Below are 15,816 nucleotides of genomic sequence, written 5' to 3' on the forward strand. Positions count from 1 at the left end.
TGTGCAGCGCAAGCACCAGACTTGCATGCATAACAACAAGAAAGGTACATCTCAGATGAATGCGATTTCTCGCCTCGCTACTGTCATTTCTGTCGCCTCCCTGTTCCCGCTCGCAATTCTGCCTCTCAGTGTGTCCGCTGCCGAATCCAAAGGTTCGGTTGAAGTCGTGCACTGGTGGACGTCCGGTGGCGAAAAAGCCGCTGTCGATGTGCTCAAGGCGCAAGTTGAAAAAGACGGTTTCACCTGGAAAGACGGCGCTGTCGCCGGCGGTGGCGGTGCCACGGCCATGACCGTGTTGAAGAGCCGCGCCGTGGCCGGCAACCCGCCGGGCGTGGCCCAGATCAAAGGCCCGGATATTCAGGAATGGGCCTCCACCGGTCTGCTCGACACCGACGTCCTGAAGGACGTGGCCAAAGAAGAGAAGTGGGACAGCCTGCTCGACAAGAAAGTCTCCGATACCGTGAAGTACGACGGTGATTACGTGGCCGTACCGGTGAACATTCACCGCGTGAACTGGCTGTGGATCAACCCGGAAGTGTTCAAGAAAGCCGGCATCACCAAGAACCCGACCACCCTCGAAGAATTCTACGCCGCCGGCGACAAGCTCAAGGCTGCGGGCTTCATCCCGCTGGCTCACGGCGGTCAGCCTTGGCAGGACAGCACCGTGTTCGAAGCCGTGGTGCTCTCGGTCATGGGCGTTGATGGTTACAAGAAAGCCCTGGTCGATCTGGACAACAAAGCGCTGACCGGTCCGGAAATGGTCAAGGCGCTGACCGAGCTGAAGAAAGTCGCGACCTACATGGACCAGGACGGCAAAGGCCAGGACTGGAACCTGGAAGCGGCCAAGGTCATCAACGGCAAGGCCGGCATGCAGATCATGGGTGACTGGGCCAAGTCCGAATGGACCGCCGCCAAGAAAGTCGCCGGCAAGGATTACGAGTGCGTAGCCTTCCCGGGCACCGACAAGGCGTTCACCTACAACATCGACTCCCTGGCGGTGTTCAAGCAGAAAGACAAAGGCACTGCGGCCGGTCAGCAAGACATCGCCAAAGTCGTGCTGGGGGAAAACTTCCAGAAAGTCTTCAGCATCAACAAAGGCTCGATCCCGGTACGTAACGACATGTTGAACAACATGGACAAACTCGGTTTCGACTCCTGCGCGCAGACCGCTGCCAAGGATTTTCTGGCTGACGCCAAGTCCGGTGGCCTGCAACCGAGCATGGCGCACAACATGGCGACCACGCTGGCGGTGCAGGGCGCATTCTTTGATGTCGTGACCAACTACATCAACGACCCGAAAGCCGACCCGGCCGATGCGGCCAAGAAACTGGGCGCGGCGGTTCAGTCGGCCAAATAAGCATCAGCACCGCAGCCCCTGTGGGAGCAAGCTCGCTCCCACAAGGGGAAAGCGTGTGAATTTTCTACCCTCGTACTGGATTTCCCCATGAGTTCTGTTGCTGTGTTCAGCAAAGCCTCGCCGTTCGATGCACTGCAGCGCTGGCTACCGAAACTGGTGTTGGCGCCGAGCATGTTCATCGTACTGGTGGGCTTCTATGGCTACATCCTGTGGACGTTCGTGCTGTCGTTCACCACCTCGACGTTCCTGCCCAACTACAAGTGGGCCGGTCTGGCGCAATACGCCCGGCTGTTCGACAACGACCGCTGGTGGGTAGCGAGCAAGAACCTCGCGGTGTTCGGTGGCATGTTCATCGGCATCACCCTGGTGATCGGCGTGCTGCTGGCGGTGTTCCTCGACCAGCGCATCCGTCGCGAAGGCTTTATCCGCACCATTTACCTGTACCCGATGGCGCTCTCGATGATCGTCACCGGTACCGCGTGGAAATGGCTGCTCAACCCGGGCATGGGCCTGGACAAATTGTTGCGTGACTGGGGCTGGGAAGGCTTCCGTCTGGACTGGCTGATCGACCCGGATCGTGTGGTGTATTGCCTGGTGATCGCCGCTGTGTGGCAAGCCTCGGGCTTCATCATGGCAATGTTCCTTGCCGGCCTGCGCGGGGTTGATCAGTCGATCATCCGTGCCGCACAGATCGACGGTGCGAGCATGCCGACCATCTACTGGAAAGTCGTGCTGCCAAGCCTGCGTCCGGTGTTCTTCAGTGCGGTGATGATCCTCGCCCACATCGCGATCAAGAGCTTCGACCTGGTCGCGGCGATGACGGCAGGTGGCCCGGGTTATTCCTCCGACCTGCCGGCGATGTTCATGTACTCCTTCACCTTCAGTCGCGGCCAGATGGGCATGGGCTCGGCCAGTGCGATTCTGATGCTCGGTGCGATTCTCGCGATCATCGTGCCTTACCTGTACTCCGAGCTGAGGACCAAGCGTCATGACTAGTCTCGCTGCAAAACCCGCGTTCAGCCTCAGTCGCGTCGCGATCTACGCGGTGCTGATCCTCGCGGTATTGCTGTATCTGATTCCGCTGGTGGTGATGTTGCTGACCAGCTTCAAGACGCCGGAAGACATCAGCACCGGCAACCTGCTGAGCTGGCCGACCGTGGTCAGCGGCATCGGCTGGGTCAAGGCCTGGGCCACGGTTGACGGTTACTTCTGGAACTCGATCAAGATCACCGTGCCGGCCGTGGTCATCTCCACCGCCATCGGCGCGTTGAACGGCTACGTGCTGTCGTTCTGGCGCTTTCGTGGTTCGCAGCTGTTCTTCGGTCTGCTGCTGTTCGGTTGCTTCCTGCCGTTCCAGACCGTGCTGCTGCCGGCCTCGTTCACCCTCGGCAAGATGGGCCTGGCGAGCACCACCACCGGCCTGGTGTTCGTGCACGTGGTCTATGGTCTCGCGTTTACCACGCTGTTTTTCCGTAACTACTACGTGAGCATTCCCGATGCGCTGATCAAGGCTGCACGGCTGGATGGCGCGGGTTTCTTCACGATCTTCCGGCAGATCATTCTGCCGATGTCGACCCCGATCATCATGGTTTGCCTGATCTGGCAGTTCACCCAGATCTGGAACGACTTCCTGTTCGGTGTGGTGTTCTCCAGCGGTGATTCGCAACCGATCACGGTGGCGCTGAACAACCTGGTCAACACCAGCACCGGGGCCAAGGAATACAACGTTGATATGGCAGCGGCGATGATCGCCGGGCTGCCGACCCTGCTGGTCTATGTGGTCGCAGGCAAGTATTTCGTGCGCGGGCTGACGGCCGGCGCAGTCAAGGGGTAATCATGGCAACGCTCGAACTTCGCAACGTCAACAAGACCTACGGTGCCGGCCTGCCGGACACCCTGAAGAACATCGAACTGTCGATCAAGGACGGTGAGTTCCTGATCCTGGTCGGCCCGTCGGGCTGCGGCAAGTCGACCCTGATGAACTGCATCGCCGGCCTGGAGACCATCACCGGTGGCGCGATCATGATCGGCGACCAGGACGTCAGCGGCATGAGCCCGAAGGATCGCGACATCGCCATGGTGTTCCAGTCCTACGCGCTGTACCCGACCATGAGCGTGCGCGAGAACATCGAGTTCGGTCTGAAAATTCGCAAGATGAGCCAGTCGGCGATCGACGAAGAAGTCGCGCGCGTGGCCAAGCTGCTGCAGATCGAACACCTGCTCAACCGCAAACCGGGCCAACTCTCCGGTGGTCAGCAACAGCGCGTGGCAATGGGTCGTGCGTTGGCGCGGCGGCCGAAGATCTATCTGTTCGACGAACCGTTGTCGAACCTCGACGCCAAGCTGCGCGTCGAGATGCGCACCGAAATGAAACTGATGCACCAGCGTCTGAAAACCACCACCGTTTACGTGACCCACGACCAGATCGAAGCGATGACCCTGGGCGACAAGGTGGCGGTGATGAAGGACGGCATCATTCAGCAGTTCGGCACGCCGAAAGAGATCTACAACGACCCGGCCAACCTGTTTGTGGCGAGCTTCATCGGTTCGCCGCCGATGAACTTCATTCCGCTGCGTCTGCAACGCAAGGACGGTCGTCTGCTGGCGCTGCTCGACAGCGGTCAGGCGCGTTGCGAGTTGCCGATGAGCATGCAGGATGCAGGGCTGGAAGATCGCGAAGTGATCCTCGGCCTGCGCCCGGAGCAGATCGTGCTGGCGAACGGCGAGGGCAATGGCCTGCCGAGCATCAAGGCCGAAGTGCAGGTCACCGAGCCGACCGGTCCGGACACCCTGGTGTTCGTCAACCTGAATGAAACCAAAGTCTGCTGCCGCCTGGCGCCGGACGTGGCACCGCAGGTGGGCGAGACCCTGACCCTGCAATTCGATCCGTCGAAAGTGTTGTTGTTCGATGCCAAGACTGGCGAGCGTCTGGGCGTTGCGGGCCAGGCGCAGACCGAAGCGCGGTCGGCAAATGTCGCCCAGTTCAAAGGTCGCTGAAGATCAATGCTGGAATGCGGTCATGTGGGAGCTGGCTTGCCAGCGATGGGGCCGGCACATCCAACATGGATGTCGCCTGAATCACCGCCATCGCTGGCAAGCCAGCTCCCACAGGGATCGGATTCCAAACAGGAGCACGCGCTGGATTGCCTGTAATCCATCGCAATTTATGTAAACCGCGTTGGAAAAAAACAGTTAATAACAATAAAGACGAGGATGTAGGGATGAAAAAGAAACACGTCAATGCCCGGTTGATCTGCCAAGTGTCAGCTGCGGCGGCATTGGTGCTGGCCGGCAATGCAATGGCTGCGGATGCGTTCAGCTCCGATTCGAAATGGATGACGGGCGACTGGGGTGGCGAGCGGACCAAGCTGATCGAGCAGGGTATCGACATCAAGGCTGACTACGTTGGGGAAATGGGCGCCAACCTGCATGGCGGCTACAACGACGACAAGACCGGTCGCTACAGCGATCAGTTCGGTCTGGGCGTGGCGCTGGACCTGCAAAAACTCTGGGGCTGGGACAACACTCAGGCCAAGATCCAGTTGACCAACCGTAACGGTCAGAACATCTCCAACGATCGTATTGGCGATCCGCGTGCCGGCACCTTGTCTTCCTCGCAGGAAGTCTACGGCCGTGGCCACATGGTGCGTCTGACCCAGTTGTGGATTCAGCACCAGTTCTTCGACAACAAGCTTGACGTCAAGGCCGGTTACTTCGGTGAGGGCGAAGACTTCAACACCTTCCCGTGCGACTTCCAGAACCTGGCGTTCTGCGGCTCGCAAGTGGGTAACTGGGCGACCAACATCTGGTACAACTGGCCGGTCAGCCAGGCCGCGATCCGCGTGAAGTACAACATCAACGACGAGCTCTACGCGCAGATCGGTGCGTACAACCAGAACCCGTCGCAGCTGGAACACGGCAACGGCTTCAAGCTCAGCGGCAGCGGCACCAAAGGGACTGTTCTGCCAGTCGAACTGGTCTGGTCGCCGAAGGTCAACAGCCTGCCGGGCGAATACCGCATCGGTTACTACAAGAGCACCGCTGACGCCAGCGACGTGCGTGAAGACGTCAACGGTTTCGACGCAGCGACCACTGGTGACGCCTACAAGACCCACAGCAGCAAACACGGCTACTGGTTCGTCGCGCAGCAGCAACTCACCAGCCACAACGGTGATGCCAGCCGCGGTCTGAACATTGCCGCCAACGCGACCTTCCACGACAAGGACACCAACTTCATCGATAACTATCAGTCGGTGATGTTTGTCTACAAAGGCCCGTTCGACGCCCGTCCGAAGGATGACGTCGGCATCGGCGCGGCGCGTATACACGTCAACGATGACGTGAAGAAAAACGCCGAACTGCTGAATGCCTCCAACGGTGTCTCGGATTACGACAATCCGGTGTTCTCGCCGATTCGTGAAACCGAATACAACTACGAGATCAACTACGGCTTCCACGTCACCAACTGGCTGACCGTGCGTCCTAACCTGCAGTACATCACTCACCCGGGCGGTGTTGATGCCGTGGACAACGCTTTGGTCGCTGGCCTGAAAATTCAGTCTACGTTCTGACGCGTCTGCGATAAGCTCCTCTCCATGTGCGCATATTTGCGGACAGCCCAGGCTGTCCGCTTTTTTTTGCGATAGCCGTCCAATGAAATACCTGTGGCGAGGGGATTTATCCCCGATGGGTTGCGAAGCGACCCCAGACCTGCAACCGTTTTCACCCTGACATACCGTATGCAATTGGTTCAGGGCCGCTCCGCGCCCCATCGGGGCGGTGCGACGTTTCGCTAAATCCCCTCGCCACAGTGTTCACTCTCACTGGGCACAAAGGTAATTGAGTACCCCCATGATTTTCAGGACCGTGGCCAATGCATGAGCATCCGCTGCAACGCTTCTTCAAATCCCTGCGCGAACGACCGGTGTTTGCCTGGGAGCGCTATCAGATGCGCGATGTGCTGGTGATCGACCATCCGCTGTGTCAGGCGGTGTTCAGTCGCCAGGGCGCGCAGTTGCTGCACTTTCAGCCGCGCGGGCAGAAACCGTGGTTATGGTGTGCGGCGAAGTGGCCGCACGTGGGTGCCATTCGCGGTGGTGTGCCAGTGTGCTGGCCATGGTATGGCCGCCATCCGAGCGAAAACGCATGGCCGTCCCATGGCTGGGCGCGACTGCTCGACTGGAAACTGATCGACAGCAGCAGTGCCGAGGATGGCGTGCGCCTGCATTGGCAATTGCAGCTGTGCGACTGGCAGGTCGACCTGCACGCGCATTTGGGCGAACGCATGGAATTACGCCTGAGCACCGAGCATCAGGACGACATGCCGTGCCAGTTGAGCCAGGCTTTGCATGCTTACTGGCGTATTGGCGATGTCGGTGAGATAGCGCTGTCCGGGCTCGAAGGGGCGCAGGGTTATGACCAGTTGAGCCGCCAGTCCTGCCAGCAGGAAGGCGAACTGCGCGTGGAGGGCGGTTGTCAGCGGGTGTTCCAGCACGACGGCGAATTGCAGCTCAAGGATCACGCCTGGCAGCGCGAATTGTGCATCGATACCGGTGACAGCGGCGACACCGTGGTCTGGCATCCTGGCTCGCGACCATTGCTGGGGGTGAGCTGGGATGAAGTGGCGGAGTTTGTCTGTGTCGAAGCGGCGGCGGGCGGTACCGACAGCCTGCATCTGGCGCCGGGGGAGAAGGCGCATTTGAGTTTGCAGGCGTGGGCTGCTGCCTGAGTTTGTACGGTGGCTGCTGGCCCCATCGCTGGCAAGCCAGCTCCCACAGATTCAGTGGCGGTCATGGATTTTGTGGACGACCCGGACACTGTGGGAGCTGGCTTGCCAGCGAAGAGGTCGGATCATTCAATAAAGAATTATCAGGCCTCAGTTGAACTCGTCACCCACCGGATACCGGCTGGCATTCAAGCTCTCCTTGATCTTGCGCAGATGCGGCTGGAAATCCACCCCGCGACGCAGGGTCATGCCGGTCGCCAACACATCCAGCACTGTCAACTGAATGATCCGTGAGGTCATCGGCATATAGATGTCGGTGTCTTCCGGCAGCGGAATATTCAGGCTCAGGGTACTGGCCTTGGCCAGCGGCGAATTCTCCGCGGTCAAGCCCAACACCGAAGCGCCGTTCTCCCGGGCGATGCGCGCCACTTCCACCAGTTCGCGGGTACGACCGGTGTAGGAAATGATCACGAACAGTTCGCCGGTGTGCGCCACTGACGCAATCATCCGCTGCATCAGCACATCCGCGTGCGCGGTGACGGCGAGATTGAAACGGAAGAATTTGTGCTGCGCATCCAGCGCCACCGGAGCCGAAGCACCCAGGCCGAAAAAGTGGATCTGCCGCGCCTGGATCAACAGGTCGACGGCGCGGCTGATCAGGTTCGGATCGAGCGCCTGGCAAGCGCTGTCCAGCGAAGCGATGGCACTGCCGAAAATCTTCTGCGTGTACGCCTCGGGATTGTCATCGGCCTCCACCGCGCGGCTGACATACGCCGCGCCACTGGCCAGGCTCTGCGCCAGTTGCAGCTTGAGTTCAGGGTAGCCGCTGACACCGAACGAACGGCAGAAACGGTTGACCGTCGGCTCGCTCACCGACGCGGCCTGGGCGAGGGCGGCGATGCTGAAGCGGGTGGCCTGCTGTGGGTTGAGCAGGATCACCTCGGCGACTTTGCGTTCGGCCTTGTTCAGCTCTTCAAGGCGACTCTGGATCTGTTCCAGTAAATTTCGCACGCGGTCCATATGGAATTCCTAATTCACCTGCGCAAAGGTGCGCCGGGCTATGCAAATTGGGCCTTTGATGTGGCCCGTGACGGTGGCCTATCCTACTGATGGCTCCGACCGACCACCACTCGGAATCTGTATTTTGCGAAAATGTTGTGGTTATTACTACATTTTCCCTTGAGTGATGCCTTGAAAAAAGGTATTTGTAGCTTAACTTGATAAAAGAACAAACATCATGCCTTCGATTACGGTTGAACCGTGCACCTTTGCCTTGTTCGGCGCTCTGGGCGATCTGGCCCTACGCAAGCTGTTTCCTGCCCTTTATCACCTCGATGGCGCCGACCTGTTGCACGAGAACACGCGCATTATTGCGCTGGCCCGTGAACCCGGTTCCGAGCAGCAGCACCTGGCGTTTATCGCCGCCGAATTGCGCCGTTACGTCGGCAAAGAGCTGGACGAGGCGGTGGCCGAGCGCTTTCTCGCGCGCCTGAGCTATCTGCACGTCGACTTCCTCAAGGCTGAAGACTATGTGGCGCTGGCCGAAGCGGCCGGCAGCGGGCAACGCATGATTGCCTACTTCGCCACACCGGCAGCGGTGTACGGCGCGATCTGCGAGAACCTGGCGAAAGTCGGTCTGGCAGAAAACACCCGCGTGGTTCTGGAAAAGCCGATCGGCTCCGATCTGGAATCCTCGCGCAAGGTGAACGACGCCGTGGCTCAGTTCTTCCCGGAGAACCGCACCTATCGCATCGACCACTACCTGGGCAAAGAGACCGTCCAGAACCTGATCGCCCTGCGTTTCGCCAACAGCCTGTTCGAAACCCAGTGGAACCAGAATTACATCTCCCACGTGGAAATCACCGTGGCCGAGAAGGTCGGTATCGAAGGCCGTTGGGGCTACTTCGACAAGGCCGGCCAGCTGCGCGACATGATCCAGAATCACCTGTTGCAGCTGCTGTGCCTGATCGCCATGGACCCGCCGGCCGACCTGTCCGCCGACAGCATTCGTGATGAAAAGGTAAAGGTGCTCAAGGCCCTGGCGCCGATCAGCCCGGAAGGCCTGACCACGCAGGTGGTGCGCGGTCAGTACATCGCCGGGCACAGCGAAGGCAAGTCCGTGCCGGGCTACCTCGAAGAGCCGAATTCCAACACCCAGAGCGACACCGAAACCTTCGTCGCCCTGCGTGCCGACATCCGCAACTGGCGCTGGGCCGGCGTGCCGTTCTACCTGCGGACCGGCAAGCGCATGCCGCAGAAGCTGTCGCAGATCGTCATTCACTTCAAGGAACCGTCGCACTACATCTTTGCGCCGGAACAGCGCCTGCAGATCAGCAACAAACTGATCATCCGTCTACAACCGGACGAAGGCATTTCCTTGCGTGTGATGACCAAGGAGCAAGGCCTGGACAAGGGCATGCAACTGCGCAGCGGCCCGCTGCAACTGAATTTCTCCGACACCTGGCGCAGTGCGCGGATCCCCGACGCCTACGAGCGGTTGTTGCTGGAAGTGATGAACGGCAATCAGAACCTGTTTGTCCGTAAAGATGAAATCGAAGCCGCGTGGAAGTGGTGTGACCAGTTGATCGCCGGCTGGAAGAAGTCCGGTGACGCGCCCAAGCCGTATGCGGCCGGGTCGTGGGGGCCGATGAGCTCGATTGCACTGATCACGCGGGACGGGAGGTCGTGGTATGGCGATATCTGATGTGAAACTGCCCGCGGGCGTGAATGCCCACGAATTCAAGAGCCCGGTGCTGTTGGCCGAAGGTCTGGCGCTGAACGTTGCCAAGCAGTTGAGCGATGCCATCGCTGCACGCGGCAACGCGGTGCTGGTGGTCTCAGGCGGTCGCAGCCCGGTGGCGTTTTTTCAGCACCTGGCCAAGCAGGAGCTGGACTGGTCGAAGGTCGTCGTGACCCTCGCCGACGAGCGCTGGGTACCGGTCGAACACGCCGACAGCAACGCCGGTCTGCTCAAGCAGTACCTGCTCAAGGGCCCGGCCGCCAAGGCGCAGTTCCTCAGCCTCTACAGCGCGGCGGCGAACGTCGAGCAGGCTGCGGAGCAGGCCGACCGCTTGCTTGCCGAATTGCCGCCGATTGACGTGCTGGTGCTGGGCATGGGCGATGACGGTCACACCGCGTCGCTGTTCCCCGACAGCCCGAACCTGACGCAAGCGTTGCAGGCTGACGGCAGCCGTCGCTGCTGGCCAATGCTGGCGCCGAGTGTGCCGCGTCAACGTCTGACCATGAGCCGCGCGCTGCTGGCTTCGGCGAAGCACAAGATTCTGTCGATTTCCGGTCAATCGAAACTGACCACACTGAATGCCGCACTGGCATCCGACGACGTCGCGGCCATGCCGGTGCGCGCGTTTCTGCAACCTACGTTAGAGATCTACTGGTGCCCATGAGCCAAGGAACAGCCGCTATGACAACCCCATCCCCGACCGTTTCCATGGCGGACAAAGTTGCCCTGATCGACAGCCTCTGCGCCAAGGCGCGGATCCTGCCGGTGATCACCATCGCCCGTGAACAGGACGTGCTGCCGCTGGCCGACGCCCTGGCCGCGGGTGGTCTGACTGCGCTGGAAGTGACCCTGCGTTCGCAGTTCGGTCTCAAGGCGATCCAGATCCTGCGTGAGCAGCGTCCGGAACTGGTGACCGGCGCCGGCACCGTGCTCGACCGTAACATGCTTGCGGCGGCTGAAGCGGCGGGTTCGCAGTTCATCGTCACCCCGGGTATCACCCGTGACCTGCTCGAAGCCAGCGTCGACAGCCCGATTCCGCTGCTGCCCGGCATCAGCAACGCCTCCGGCATTATGGAAGGCTATGGCCTGGGCTATCGCCGCTTCAAGCTGTTCCCGGCGGAAGTCAGCGGTGGCGTGGCGGCGATCAAGGCCCTCGGCGGCCCGTTCGGTGAAGTGAAATTCTGCCCGACCGGTGGCGTCGGCCCGGCCAATATCAAGAGCTACATGGCGCTGAAAAACGTCATGTGCGTGGGCGGCAGCTGGATGCTCGATCCGGAGTGGATCAAGAACGGCGACTGGGCGCGTATTCAGGAATGCACTGCCGAGGCCCTGGCACTGCTGGACTAAACGTTTTACCCGACACTTCGTTGTGTGTTCTACGGCTTTACGGTGCGCTTGGTCGGTGCACCGTTTTTTTTTGCCCGGAAAAAGTCATGAGAAATGACGCGATACATAGTTACCGCACCGAGAGCGGCGTGCGCCGTTAATCTGCGTTCATCTTATGGAAGAGAGAACGCGTCATGGAACGAGACACTTCAGCCGCAACACCCCAACCGGTGTATCAACTGGCGCCCGAGCAGATCGCCGGGCCGTATTTCCGCAATCCCAAATTACTGCGACGCAATATCAGCGAGGGCGCCGAGGGCCTGCCACTGCTGCTGCGCCTGACGATCGTCGACGCGATGACCGGCGAGCCGGTGAGCGGCGCGCTGGTGGATATCTGGCACTGCAATGCGCGGGGCGCCTATTCGGGGTGGAGCCGGATCAATCCGGATCGGGAGGTCGACACCGATGCCATCGGCTCGATCCCGCGTACCGATGATGACACCTACCTGCGCGGCAGCCAGTTCTGTGATCAGCAGGGACGGGCGCGCTTCACCACCATCTATCCGGGGTTCTATGCCGGTCGGGCGCTGCACATTCATGTGGCCGTGCGCATGGTCAGCGGCAGTGAATATCTGGATGAGCGCAACGTGGCCTGGGTCGGTCAGCTGTATTTTCCCGAGGTGGTGTCCCGCGCCGTGCTCAATGCCCGGGACTATCGCGGGCGGGCCTCTGCACCGTTGAACAACGCCGAGGACAGCTACTACGCCAACATGGGCGGCGAGGGCTCAACCTTGACGGTGTGGCCGATCGGGCGTGAATCGCACGAGGACGGTTTTTTCGGCCACCTGACCATCGGCATCGACACCTTTGCCGCCTCGTCGCAGATCAAGCCCGAGGACTTCGACAAGTACACCGTGTGAACGGATCAGCGCAGCTCGTTGAGTGCACGGGTCAGCAACTGCATGTCAGCCGCCGTGGTGGTCAATCCCGGAGTGATACGGATGCTCGGCCCGCTCGCCGCACCGTTACGCACCACGGTGAACAAGTGGTACTCATCGAGCAGGCGTTCGACCATCACCTGTTGATCGGTGTGGCGAGTGAAGCGCATCGAGGTGATGCCGCAATACAAGCGCGGATCGTCCGGGGTCATCACTTCGATCCCCGGCAAGTGGCGCACGGCGCTGACCCACAGGTTGCGCAGGTAATTCAGTCGCGCGCCCTTGGCTGCTGCGCCGCCGAGCGAACGATGCTCCTCGAGCGCCAGCGGCAGGGACATCAACGCCGGAATGTTCGGTGTGCTGTACGGCGTGCGCGCGCGGATGTCGCTGGCCGGAAAGTGCATTTCGCCCATGTCCGGATCAATGTCGGCAAGGCGCTGCGGGGCGATGTACAGAAAACCCAGAGTCAACGGTGCACCAATCCATTTGTGCAGATTGAAACCAGCGAACGAGATGCCCAAGGCTTCAAGGTTGAACTCTATCTGGCCGAGGGCGTGGGCGCCGTCGAGGATAATGTCTACGTCATGTTGTTTCGCCAGCGCAGCGATGGCCTGCACCGGCATCACCAGCCCCGTGCGATGAGTCACGTGGGTCAGGGCCATCAGCTTGAGTTTTGGATAGCGGACGAAGGCTTCGCGATAGGTATCCAGCAGGCTGTCGAAAGTGGCCGGATGGGTGTGGCTGATCTCGATCACCTCCACGCCGCGATGGCGCGCCAGCCAGCGCATGGCGCCTTTGACCGTGTCGTATTCCAGGTCGCAGATCAGCACCTGATCGCCCGGCTGCAGGCGATTGTAATTGCGGATCAGCGACTGCAGCGCATCGCTGGCGTTGCGGGTGAAGGCGATGCTCTGCGCGCGCACACCGATGGTCTCGGCCAGTTGCGCACGGATCTCCAGGCTGTCGTGTTGTTCGAAACGCTGGCGCACGTACACCGAGTTGCGGGTGTTGATCATCTCGATATTGCGCTGATAGTCCTCGATCACTGTGCGCGACATGCGCCCGAAGTAACCGTTCTCCAGGTTCAGCGGGCCGGTTTGCGCTTCGTAACGATCGGCGAAGGTTTGCCAGAATGCTTCGTCACGGGCGCGGCGGGTGTTGTCAGGCATGGTCGACTCGGCTCAGGAAGGGGAGGGCGCTTCAGTGGCGCGGGGCGGGTTTGCCGTGTTTGGCGCGTAGCGGTTCAAGCAGCTCCGACAGACCGTTATGGTCGATTTCCTGCATCAGCGCCAACAGTCCGCCGAGCTCGCCGTGAGGGAAGCCTTCGCGAGCGAACCAGTTCAAATAAGGGCCCGGCAGGTCGGCAATGATCCGGCCCTTGTACTTGCCAAAGGGCATTTCACGGGTGATCAGCAGTTCGAGTTTTTCAGGATTCATCAGGGGCAATCATCTGGCTTCGGAACACTCTGGAAAATACAGGCATTCTGCATGCAGGCCAAATGACAGATCATGCAAATAACCGTGATACAGATAGTTCAAATATCTTTAACTTGTTGAAAAATAAGGATTTATTTTTTATCAAAAAGCTGGCACGCACACTGCAATAACCCTTGCATCTTCAACCAACCGCAAGGAATTGAAAAATGACTGACATGAACAAAGAAGCCATCTCTGTACTCAACGACCTGATCGAAACCAGCAAGGACGGTCAGGAAGGGTTCAAGACTTGCGCCGAAGACATCAAGCATCCAGAACTCAAAGCGCTGTTCGCCAAGCGTTCTGCCGATTGCGCCACTGCCGCTGCCGAACTGCAGGCTACCGTGCGTTCGATGGGCGGTGATCCGGAAACCTCTACCAGCGTCAGCGGTGACCTGCACCGTCGCTGGGTCGACGTCAAAGCCATGTTCACCGGCAAGGACGAAGAGGCTGTACTGAACGAAGCCGAGCGCGGTGAAGATCATGCACTCAAGGCTTATCGTGAAGCCATCGAGAAAATCAACAAGCACAACCTGGTCGGCATCCGTGACCTGGTTGAGCGTCAGTACCACGGCGTGCAACGCAATCACGACCAGGTGAAAGCCCTGCGTAACCAGGCTCGCGCGCGTTCGTAAGCGTTTGCAGGTTATAAAAAACGCCAGCTAGTCTGGCGTTTTTTTATGCGTGAGGGGAAAGCAAAAGATCGCAGCCTGCGGCAGCTCCTACAGGGGAACGCATTCCACGGTGGGAGCTGCCGAAGGCTGCGATTTTTTCCATCAGCCGATGCTGATCGCCGGCAACGTCGGCAGGGTCACGGTCTGTTGCTTGCGCGGCGCGAGAATCTCGGCCTCGCCATCCACCACCAATTCATCACGCTGATTGAACACGCGAGTGGCGATGCGCACGCGAAACTTCGGCAATTTCTCGAGAATTTCCAGACGCACGGTCAGGGTGTCGCCAATCTTCACCGGCTTCTGAAAGCTCATTTGCTGACCGATGTAGATGGTGCCCGGCCCAGGCAGCTCGCACGCCACGGCCGCGCTGATCAACGCACCACTGAACATGCCATGGGCGATGCGTTCCTTGAACATGCTGGCGGCGGCGAACTCGGCGTCCAAGTGCACCGGGTTGTGGTCGCCGGACATCGCGGCGAACAGCTGAATGTCGCGTTCTTCCACCGTCTTGCTGTAGCTGGCGGTCTGGCCGACTTCGAGGGCTTCGTAAGGGATGTTGGTAACCTGGGTCATCGGTCTTGATTCCTGTGACGGATTAAAGTGAATCCACAAAAAATTATTCGCTGCGATGAGGGCGGCGATGGCTCAGCGCCTGGTCGATCCAGGCCAGCACATCGGCGATCACTTCGTCGCGATTGGTTTCATTGAACAATTCGTGCCGCGCCTGCGGGTAGATCTTCAGTTGCAGGTTCTGGCTGCCGGCCGAGCGCAACGCTTCGGCCAGATCTGTCAGACGTTTGCCTTCGCTCACCGGATCACATTCACCGCCGATCACCAGCAGCGGCAGGCCCGGGTCGATCTGCGCGAGATTGGACGCTTTGCTGATCTGCTGCAAGCCGCCGAGCAAGTCGATCCACAGTTGGTTGGTGCAGCGAAAGCCGCAAAGCGGGTCGCTGGCATAGCGATCGACCTCCACCGGATCGCGGCTCAGCCAGTCGAACGGGGTACGCGCCGGTTTGAATTTTTTGTTGAACGAGCCGAACGACAACCACTCGATCAACGCGCTGCGGCCTTTGCCACCCTGACGCAGTTTTTCGAAACGGGCGATTTGCCGCGCCGCGCCGTAAAGCGCGACAGGCTGGAAGTTCGAGCCGCTGAGAATCGCCCCGTGCAGGCTGGCGCTGTGATGCAGCAGGTAACCCTGGGCGAGGTAGCTGCCCATGCTGTGCCCGAGCAGGATGATTGGTACCTCGGGATGCTGCTGGCCGATGTGCTGATTGAGGCTGGCCAGATCGCCGATCACTTTGCACCAGCCGTCGTCATCGGCGAAATGCCCGAGCGTCCCGTGTTCGGCGGTTTTGCCATGCCCGCGCAAATCCGGGGCATACACACCATAGCCTTGTTCGCAGAACGCATTCGCCAGCCTTTCATAGCGAGCGCTGTGTTCGGCCATGCCGTGGGCCAGCAGAATGACTGCTTTCAATGGCGCGGCGGGCAGCCACTGGTTGACGAACAGGCGGCTGCGGTCACTCGCGTCCAGCCAGAAGGCACGGTGGATCATGGCAATTCCTTTTTGATCG

Annotated in this window: 16 protein-coding genes; 11 read left to right on the forward strand and 5 right to left on the reverse strand. The window is 60.0% G+C overall.

Annotated features, from left to right (window positions below):
- Window positions 1-55: 55 nt before the first annotated feature.
- From KVQ82_RS07875 to KVQ82_RS07900, 6 genes are all read left to right on the forward strand, one after another.
- Window positions 56-1,357, forward strand: coding sequence for an ABC transporter substrate-binding protein (locus tag KVQ82_RS07875; RefSeq protein WP_027612563.1), 1,302 nt, complete (start codon window positions 56-58; stop codon window positions 1,355-1,357).
- 87 nt (window positions 1,358-1,444) lie between these two features.
- Window positions 1,445-2,353 (forward strand): carbohydrate ABC transporter permease, encoded by a 909-nt coding sequence (locus KVQ82_RS07880; RefSeq protein WP_003227452.1) that lies wholly within the window; start codon window positions 1,445-1,447, stop codon window positions 2,351-2,353.
- Window positions 2,346-3,191 (forward strand): carbohydrate ABC transporter permease, encoded by an 846-nt coding sequence (locus tag KVQ82_RS07885; RefSeq protein ID WP_007969317.1) that lies wholly within the window; start codon window positions 2,346-2,348, stop codon window positions 3,189-3,191. Before KVQ82_RS07880 ends, KVQ82_RS07885 begins: the two co-directional genes overlap by 8 nt.
- Window positions 3,192-3,193: 2 nt before the next feature.
- Window positions 3,194-4,354 (forward strand): ABC transporter ATP-binding protein, encoded by a 1,161-nt coding sequence (locus tag KVQ82_RS07890; protein WP_027612564.1) that lies wholly within the window; start codon window positions 3,194-3,196, stop codon window positions 4,352-4,354.
- A gap of 224 nt (window positions 4,355-4,578) precedes the next feature.
- Window positions 4,579-5,928, forward strand: a complete 1,350-nt coding sequence (locus tag KVQ82_RS07895; RefSeq protein ID WP_041068654.1) for a carbohydrate porin — start codon at window positions 4,579-4,581, stop codon at window positions 5,926-5,928.
- Window positions 5,929-6,230: 302 nt separating this feature from the next.
- On the forward strand, window positions 6,231-7,085 hold the full coding sequence (locus tag KVQ82_RS07900) for a D-hexose-6-phosphate mutarotase (protein WP_086791892.1): 855 nt from the start codon (window positions 6,231-6,233) through the stop codon (window positions 7,083-7,085).
- Between the two features lie 147 nt (window positions 7,086-7,232).
- Here the strand turns inward: KVQ82_RS07900 and KVQ82_RS07905 are convergent, their stop codons facing one another.
- A complete protein-coding gene (locus tag KVQ82_RS07905; RefSeq protein WP_169842436.1) occupies window positions 7,233-8,093 on the reverse strand; it encodes a MurR/RpiR family transcriptional regulator in 861 nt (286 codons plus the stop codon).
- Window positions 8,094-8,319: 226 nt separating this feature from the next.
- Here KVQ82_RS07905 and zwf point away from each other — a divergent pair, with 226 nt between their 5' ends.
- The 4 genes from zwf (at window position 8,320) to KVQ82_RS07925 (ending at window position 12,068) form a co-directional block, all read left to right on the forward strand.
- Window positions 8,320-9,786, forward strand: coding sequence for a glucose-6-phosphate dehydrogenase (gene zwf, locus KVQ82_RS07910; protein WP_041068660.1), 1,467 nt, complete (start codon window positions 8,320-8,322; stop codon window positions 9,784-9,786).
- Entirely contained in the window at window positions 9,773-10,486 is a 714-nt protein-coding gene (gene pgl / locus KVQ82_RS07915) for a 6-phosphogluconolactonase (protein WP_222018568.1), read from the forward strand. The genes zwf and pgl overlap by 14 nt, the downstream gene beginning before the upstream one ends.
- Window positions 10,487-10,503: 17 nt before the next feature.
- Complete coding sequence (locus KVQ82_RS07920) at window positions 10,504-11,169, forward strand: bifunctional 4-hydroxy-2-oxoglutarate aldolase/2-dehydro-3-deoxy-phosphogluconate aldolase (RefSeq protein WP_007969324.1); 666 nt, start codon at window positions 10,504-10,506, stop codon at window positions 11,167-11,169.
- Between the two features lie 173 nt (window positions 11,170-11,342).
- Window positions 11,343-12,068 (forward strand): intradiol ring-cleavage dioxygenase, encoded by a 726-nt coding sequence (locus KVQ82_RS07925; protein ID WP_108183586.1) that lies wholly within the window; start codon window positions 11,343-11,345, stop codon window positions 12,066-12,068.
- A gap of 5 nt (window positions 12,069-12,073) precedes the next feature.
- Here the strand turns inward: KVQ82_RS07925 and KVQ82_RS07930 are convergent, their stop codons facing one another.
- Window positions 12,074-13,255: an aminotransferase class V-fold PLP-dependent enzyme gene (locus tag KVQ82_RS07930; RefSeq protein ID WP_222018569.1), complete on the reverse strand. Its 1,182-nt coding sequence runs from the start codon at window positions 13,253-13,255 to the stop codon at window positions 12,074-12,076.
- A 31-nt stretch (window positions 13,256-13,286) separates the two neighbouring features.
- Window positions 13,287-13,523: a DUF3820 family protein gene (locus KVQ82_RS07935; RefSeq protein ID WP_003213031.1), complete on the reverse strand. Its 237-nt coding sequence runs from the start codon at window positions 13,521-13,523 to the stop codon at window positions 13,287-13,289.
- Window positions 13,524-13,729: 206 nt separating this feature from the next.
- Between KVQ82_RS07935 and KVQ82_RS07940 the strand changes: the two genes are divergently transcribed.
- Window positions 13,730-14,197, forward strand: a complete 468-nt coding sequence (locus tag KVQ82_RS07940; protein ID WP_025112834.1) for a PA2169 family four-helix-bundle protein — start codon at window positions 13,730-13,732, stop codon at window positions 14,195-14,197.
- A 141-nt stretch (window positions 14,198-14,338) separates the two neighbouring features.
- Here the strand turns inward: KVQ82_RS07940 and KVQ82_RS07945 are convergent, their stop codons facing one another.
- Together KVQ82_RS07945 and KVQ82_RS07950 are read right to left on the reverse strand one after the other, a co-directional pair.
- Window positions 14,339-14,809, reverse strand: a complete 471-nt coding sequence (locus tag KVQ82_RS07945; RefSeq protein ID WP_003227420.1) for a MaoC family dehydratase — start codon at window positions 14,807-14,809, stop codon at window positions 14,339-14,341.
- A gap of 43 nt (window positions 14,810-14,852) precedes the next feature.
- The gene (locus KVQ82_RS07950; RefSeq protein ID WP_041068683.1) at window positions 14,853-15,797 is read right to left on the reverse strand and encodes an alpha/beta hydrolase; all 945 of its coding nucleotides are present in this window, start codon (window positions 15,795-15,797) and stop codon (window positions 14,853-14,855) included.
- Window positions 15,798-15,816 lie beyond the last annotated feature (19 nt).

It is taken from the genome of Pseudomonas sp. AO-1 (assembly GCF_019775695.1).
Taxonomy (GTDB): domain Bacteria; phylum Pseudomonadota; class Gammaproteobacteria; order Pseudomonadales; family Pseudomonadaceae; genus Aquipseudomonas; species Aquipseudomonas parakoreensis.

Coding starts and splice junctions, on each gene's coding strand:
- zwf (WP_041068660.1), top strand. CDS start 8,320: ATGCCTTCGATTACGGTTGAACCGTGCACCTTTGCCTTGTTCGGCGCT.
- KVQ82_RS07890 (WP_027612564.1), top strand. CDS start 3,194: ATGGCAACGCTCGAACTTCGCAACGTCAACAAGACCTACGGTGCCGGC.
- KVQ82_RS07940 (WP_025112834.1), top strand. CDS start 13,730: ATGACTGACATGAACAAAGAAGCCATCTCTGTACTCAACGACCTGATC.
- KVQ82_RS07895 (WP_041068654.1), top strand. CDS start 4,579: ATGAAAAAGAAACACGTCAATGCCCGGTTGATCTGCCAAGTGTCAGCT.
- KVQ82_RS07900 (WP_086791892.1), top strand. CDS start 6,231: ATGCATGAGCATCCGCTGCAACGCTTCTTCAAATCCCTGCGCGAACGA.
- KVQ82_RS07885 (WP_007969317.1), top strand. CDS start 2,346: ATGACTAGTCTCGCTGCAAAACCCGCGTTCAGCCTCAGTCGCGTCGCG.
- KVQ82_RS07925 (WP_108183586.1), top strand. CDS start 11,343: ATGGAACGAGACACTTCAGCCGCAACACCCCAACCGGTGTATCAACTG.
- KVQ82_RS07920 (WP_007969324.1), top strand. CDS start 10,504: ATGACAACCCCATCCCCGACCGTTTCCATGGCGGACAAAGTTGCCCTG.
- KVQ82_RS07875 (WP_027612563.1), top strand. CDS start 56: ATGAATGCGATTTCTCGCCTCGCTACTGTCATTTCTGTCGCCTCCCTG.
- KVQ82_RS07930 (WP_222018569.1), bottom strand. CDS start 13,255: ATGCCTGACAACACCCGCCGCGCCCGTGACGAAGCATTCTGGCAAACC.
- KVQ82_RS07945 (WP_003227420.1), bottom strand. CDS start 14,809: ATGACCCAGGTTACCAACATCCCTTACGAAGCCCTCGAAGTCGGCCAG.
- KVQ82_RS07935 (WP_003213031.1), bottom strand. CDS start 13,523: ATGAATCCTGAAAAACTCGAACTGCTGATCACCCGTGAAATGCCCTTT.
- KVQ82_RS07950 (WP_041068683.1), bottom strand. CDS start 15,797: ATGATCCACCGTGCCTTCTGGCTGGACGCGAGTGACCGCAGCCGCCTG.
- pgl (WP_222018568.1), top strand. CDS start 9,773: ATGGCGATATCTGATGTGAAACTGCCCGCGGGCGTGAATGCCCACGAA.
- KVQ82_RS07880 (WP_003227452.1), top strand. CDS start 1,445: ATGAGTTCTGTTGCTGTGTTCAGCAAAGCCTCGCCGTTCGATGCACTG.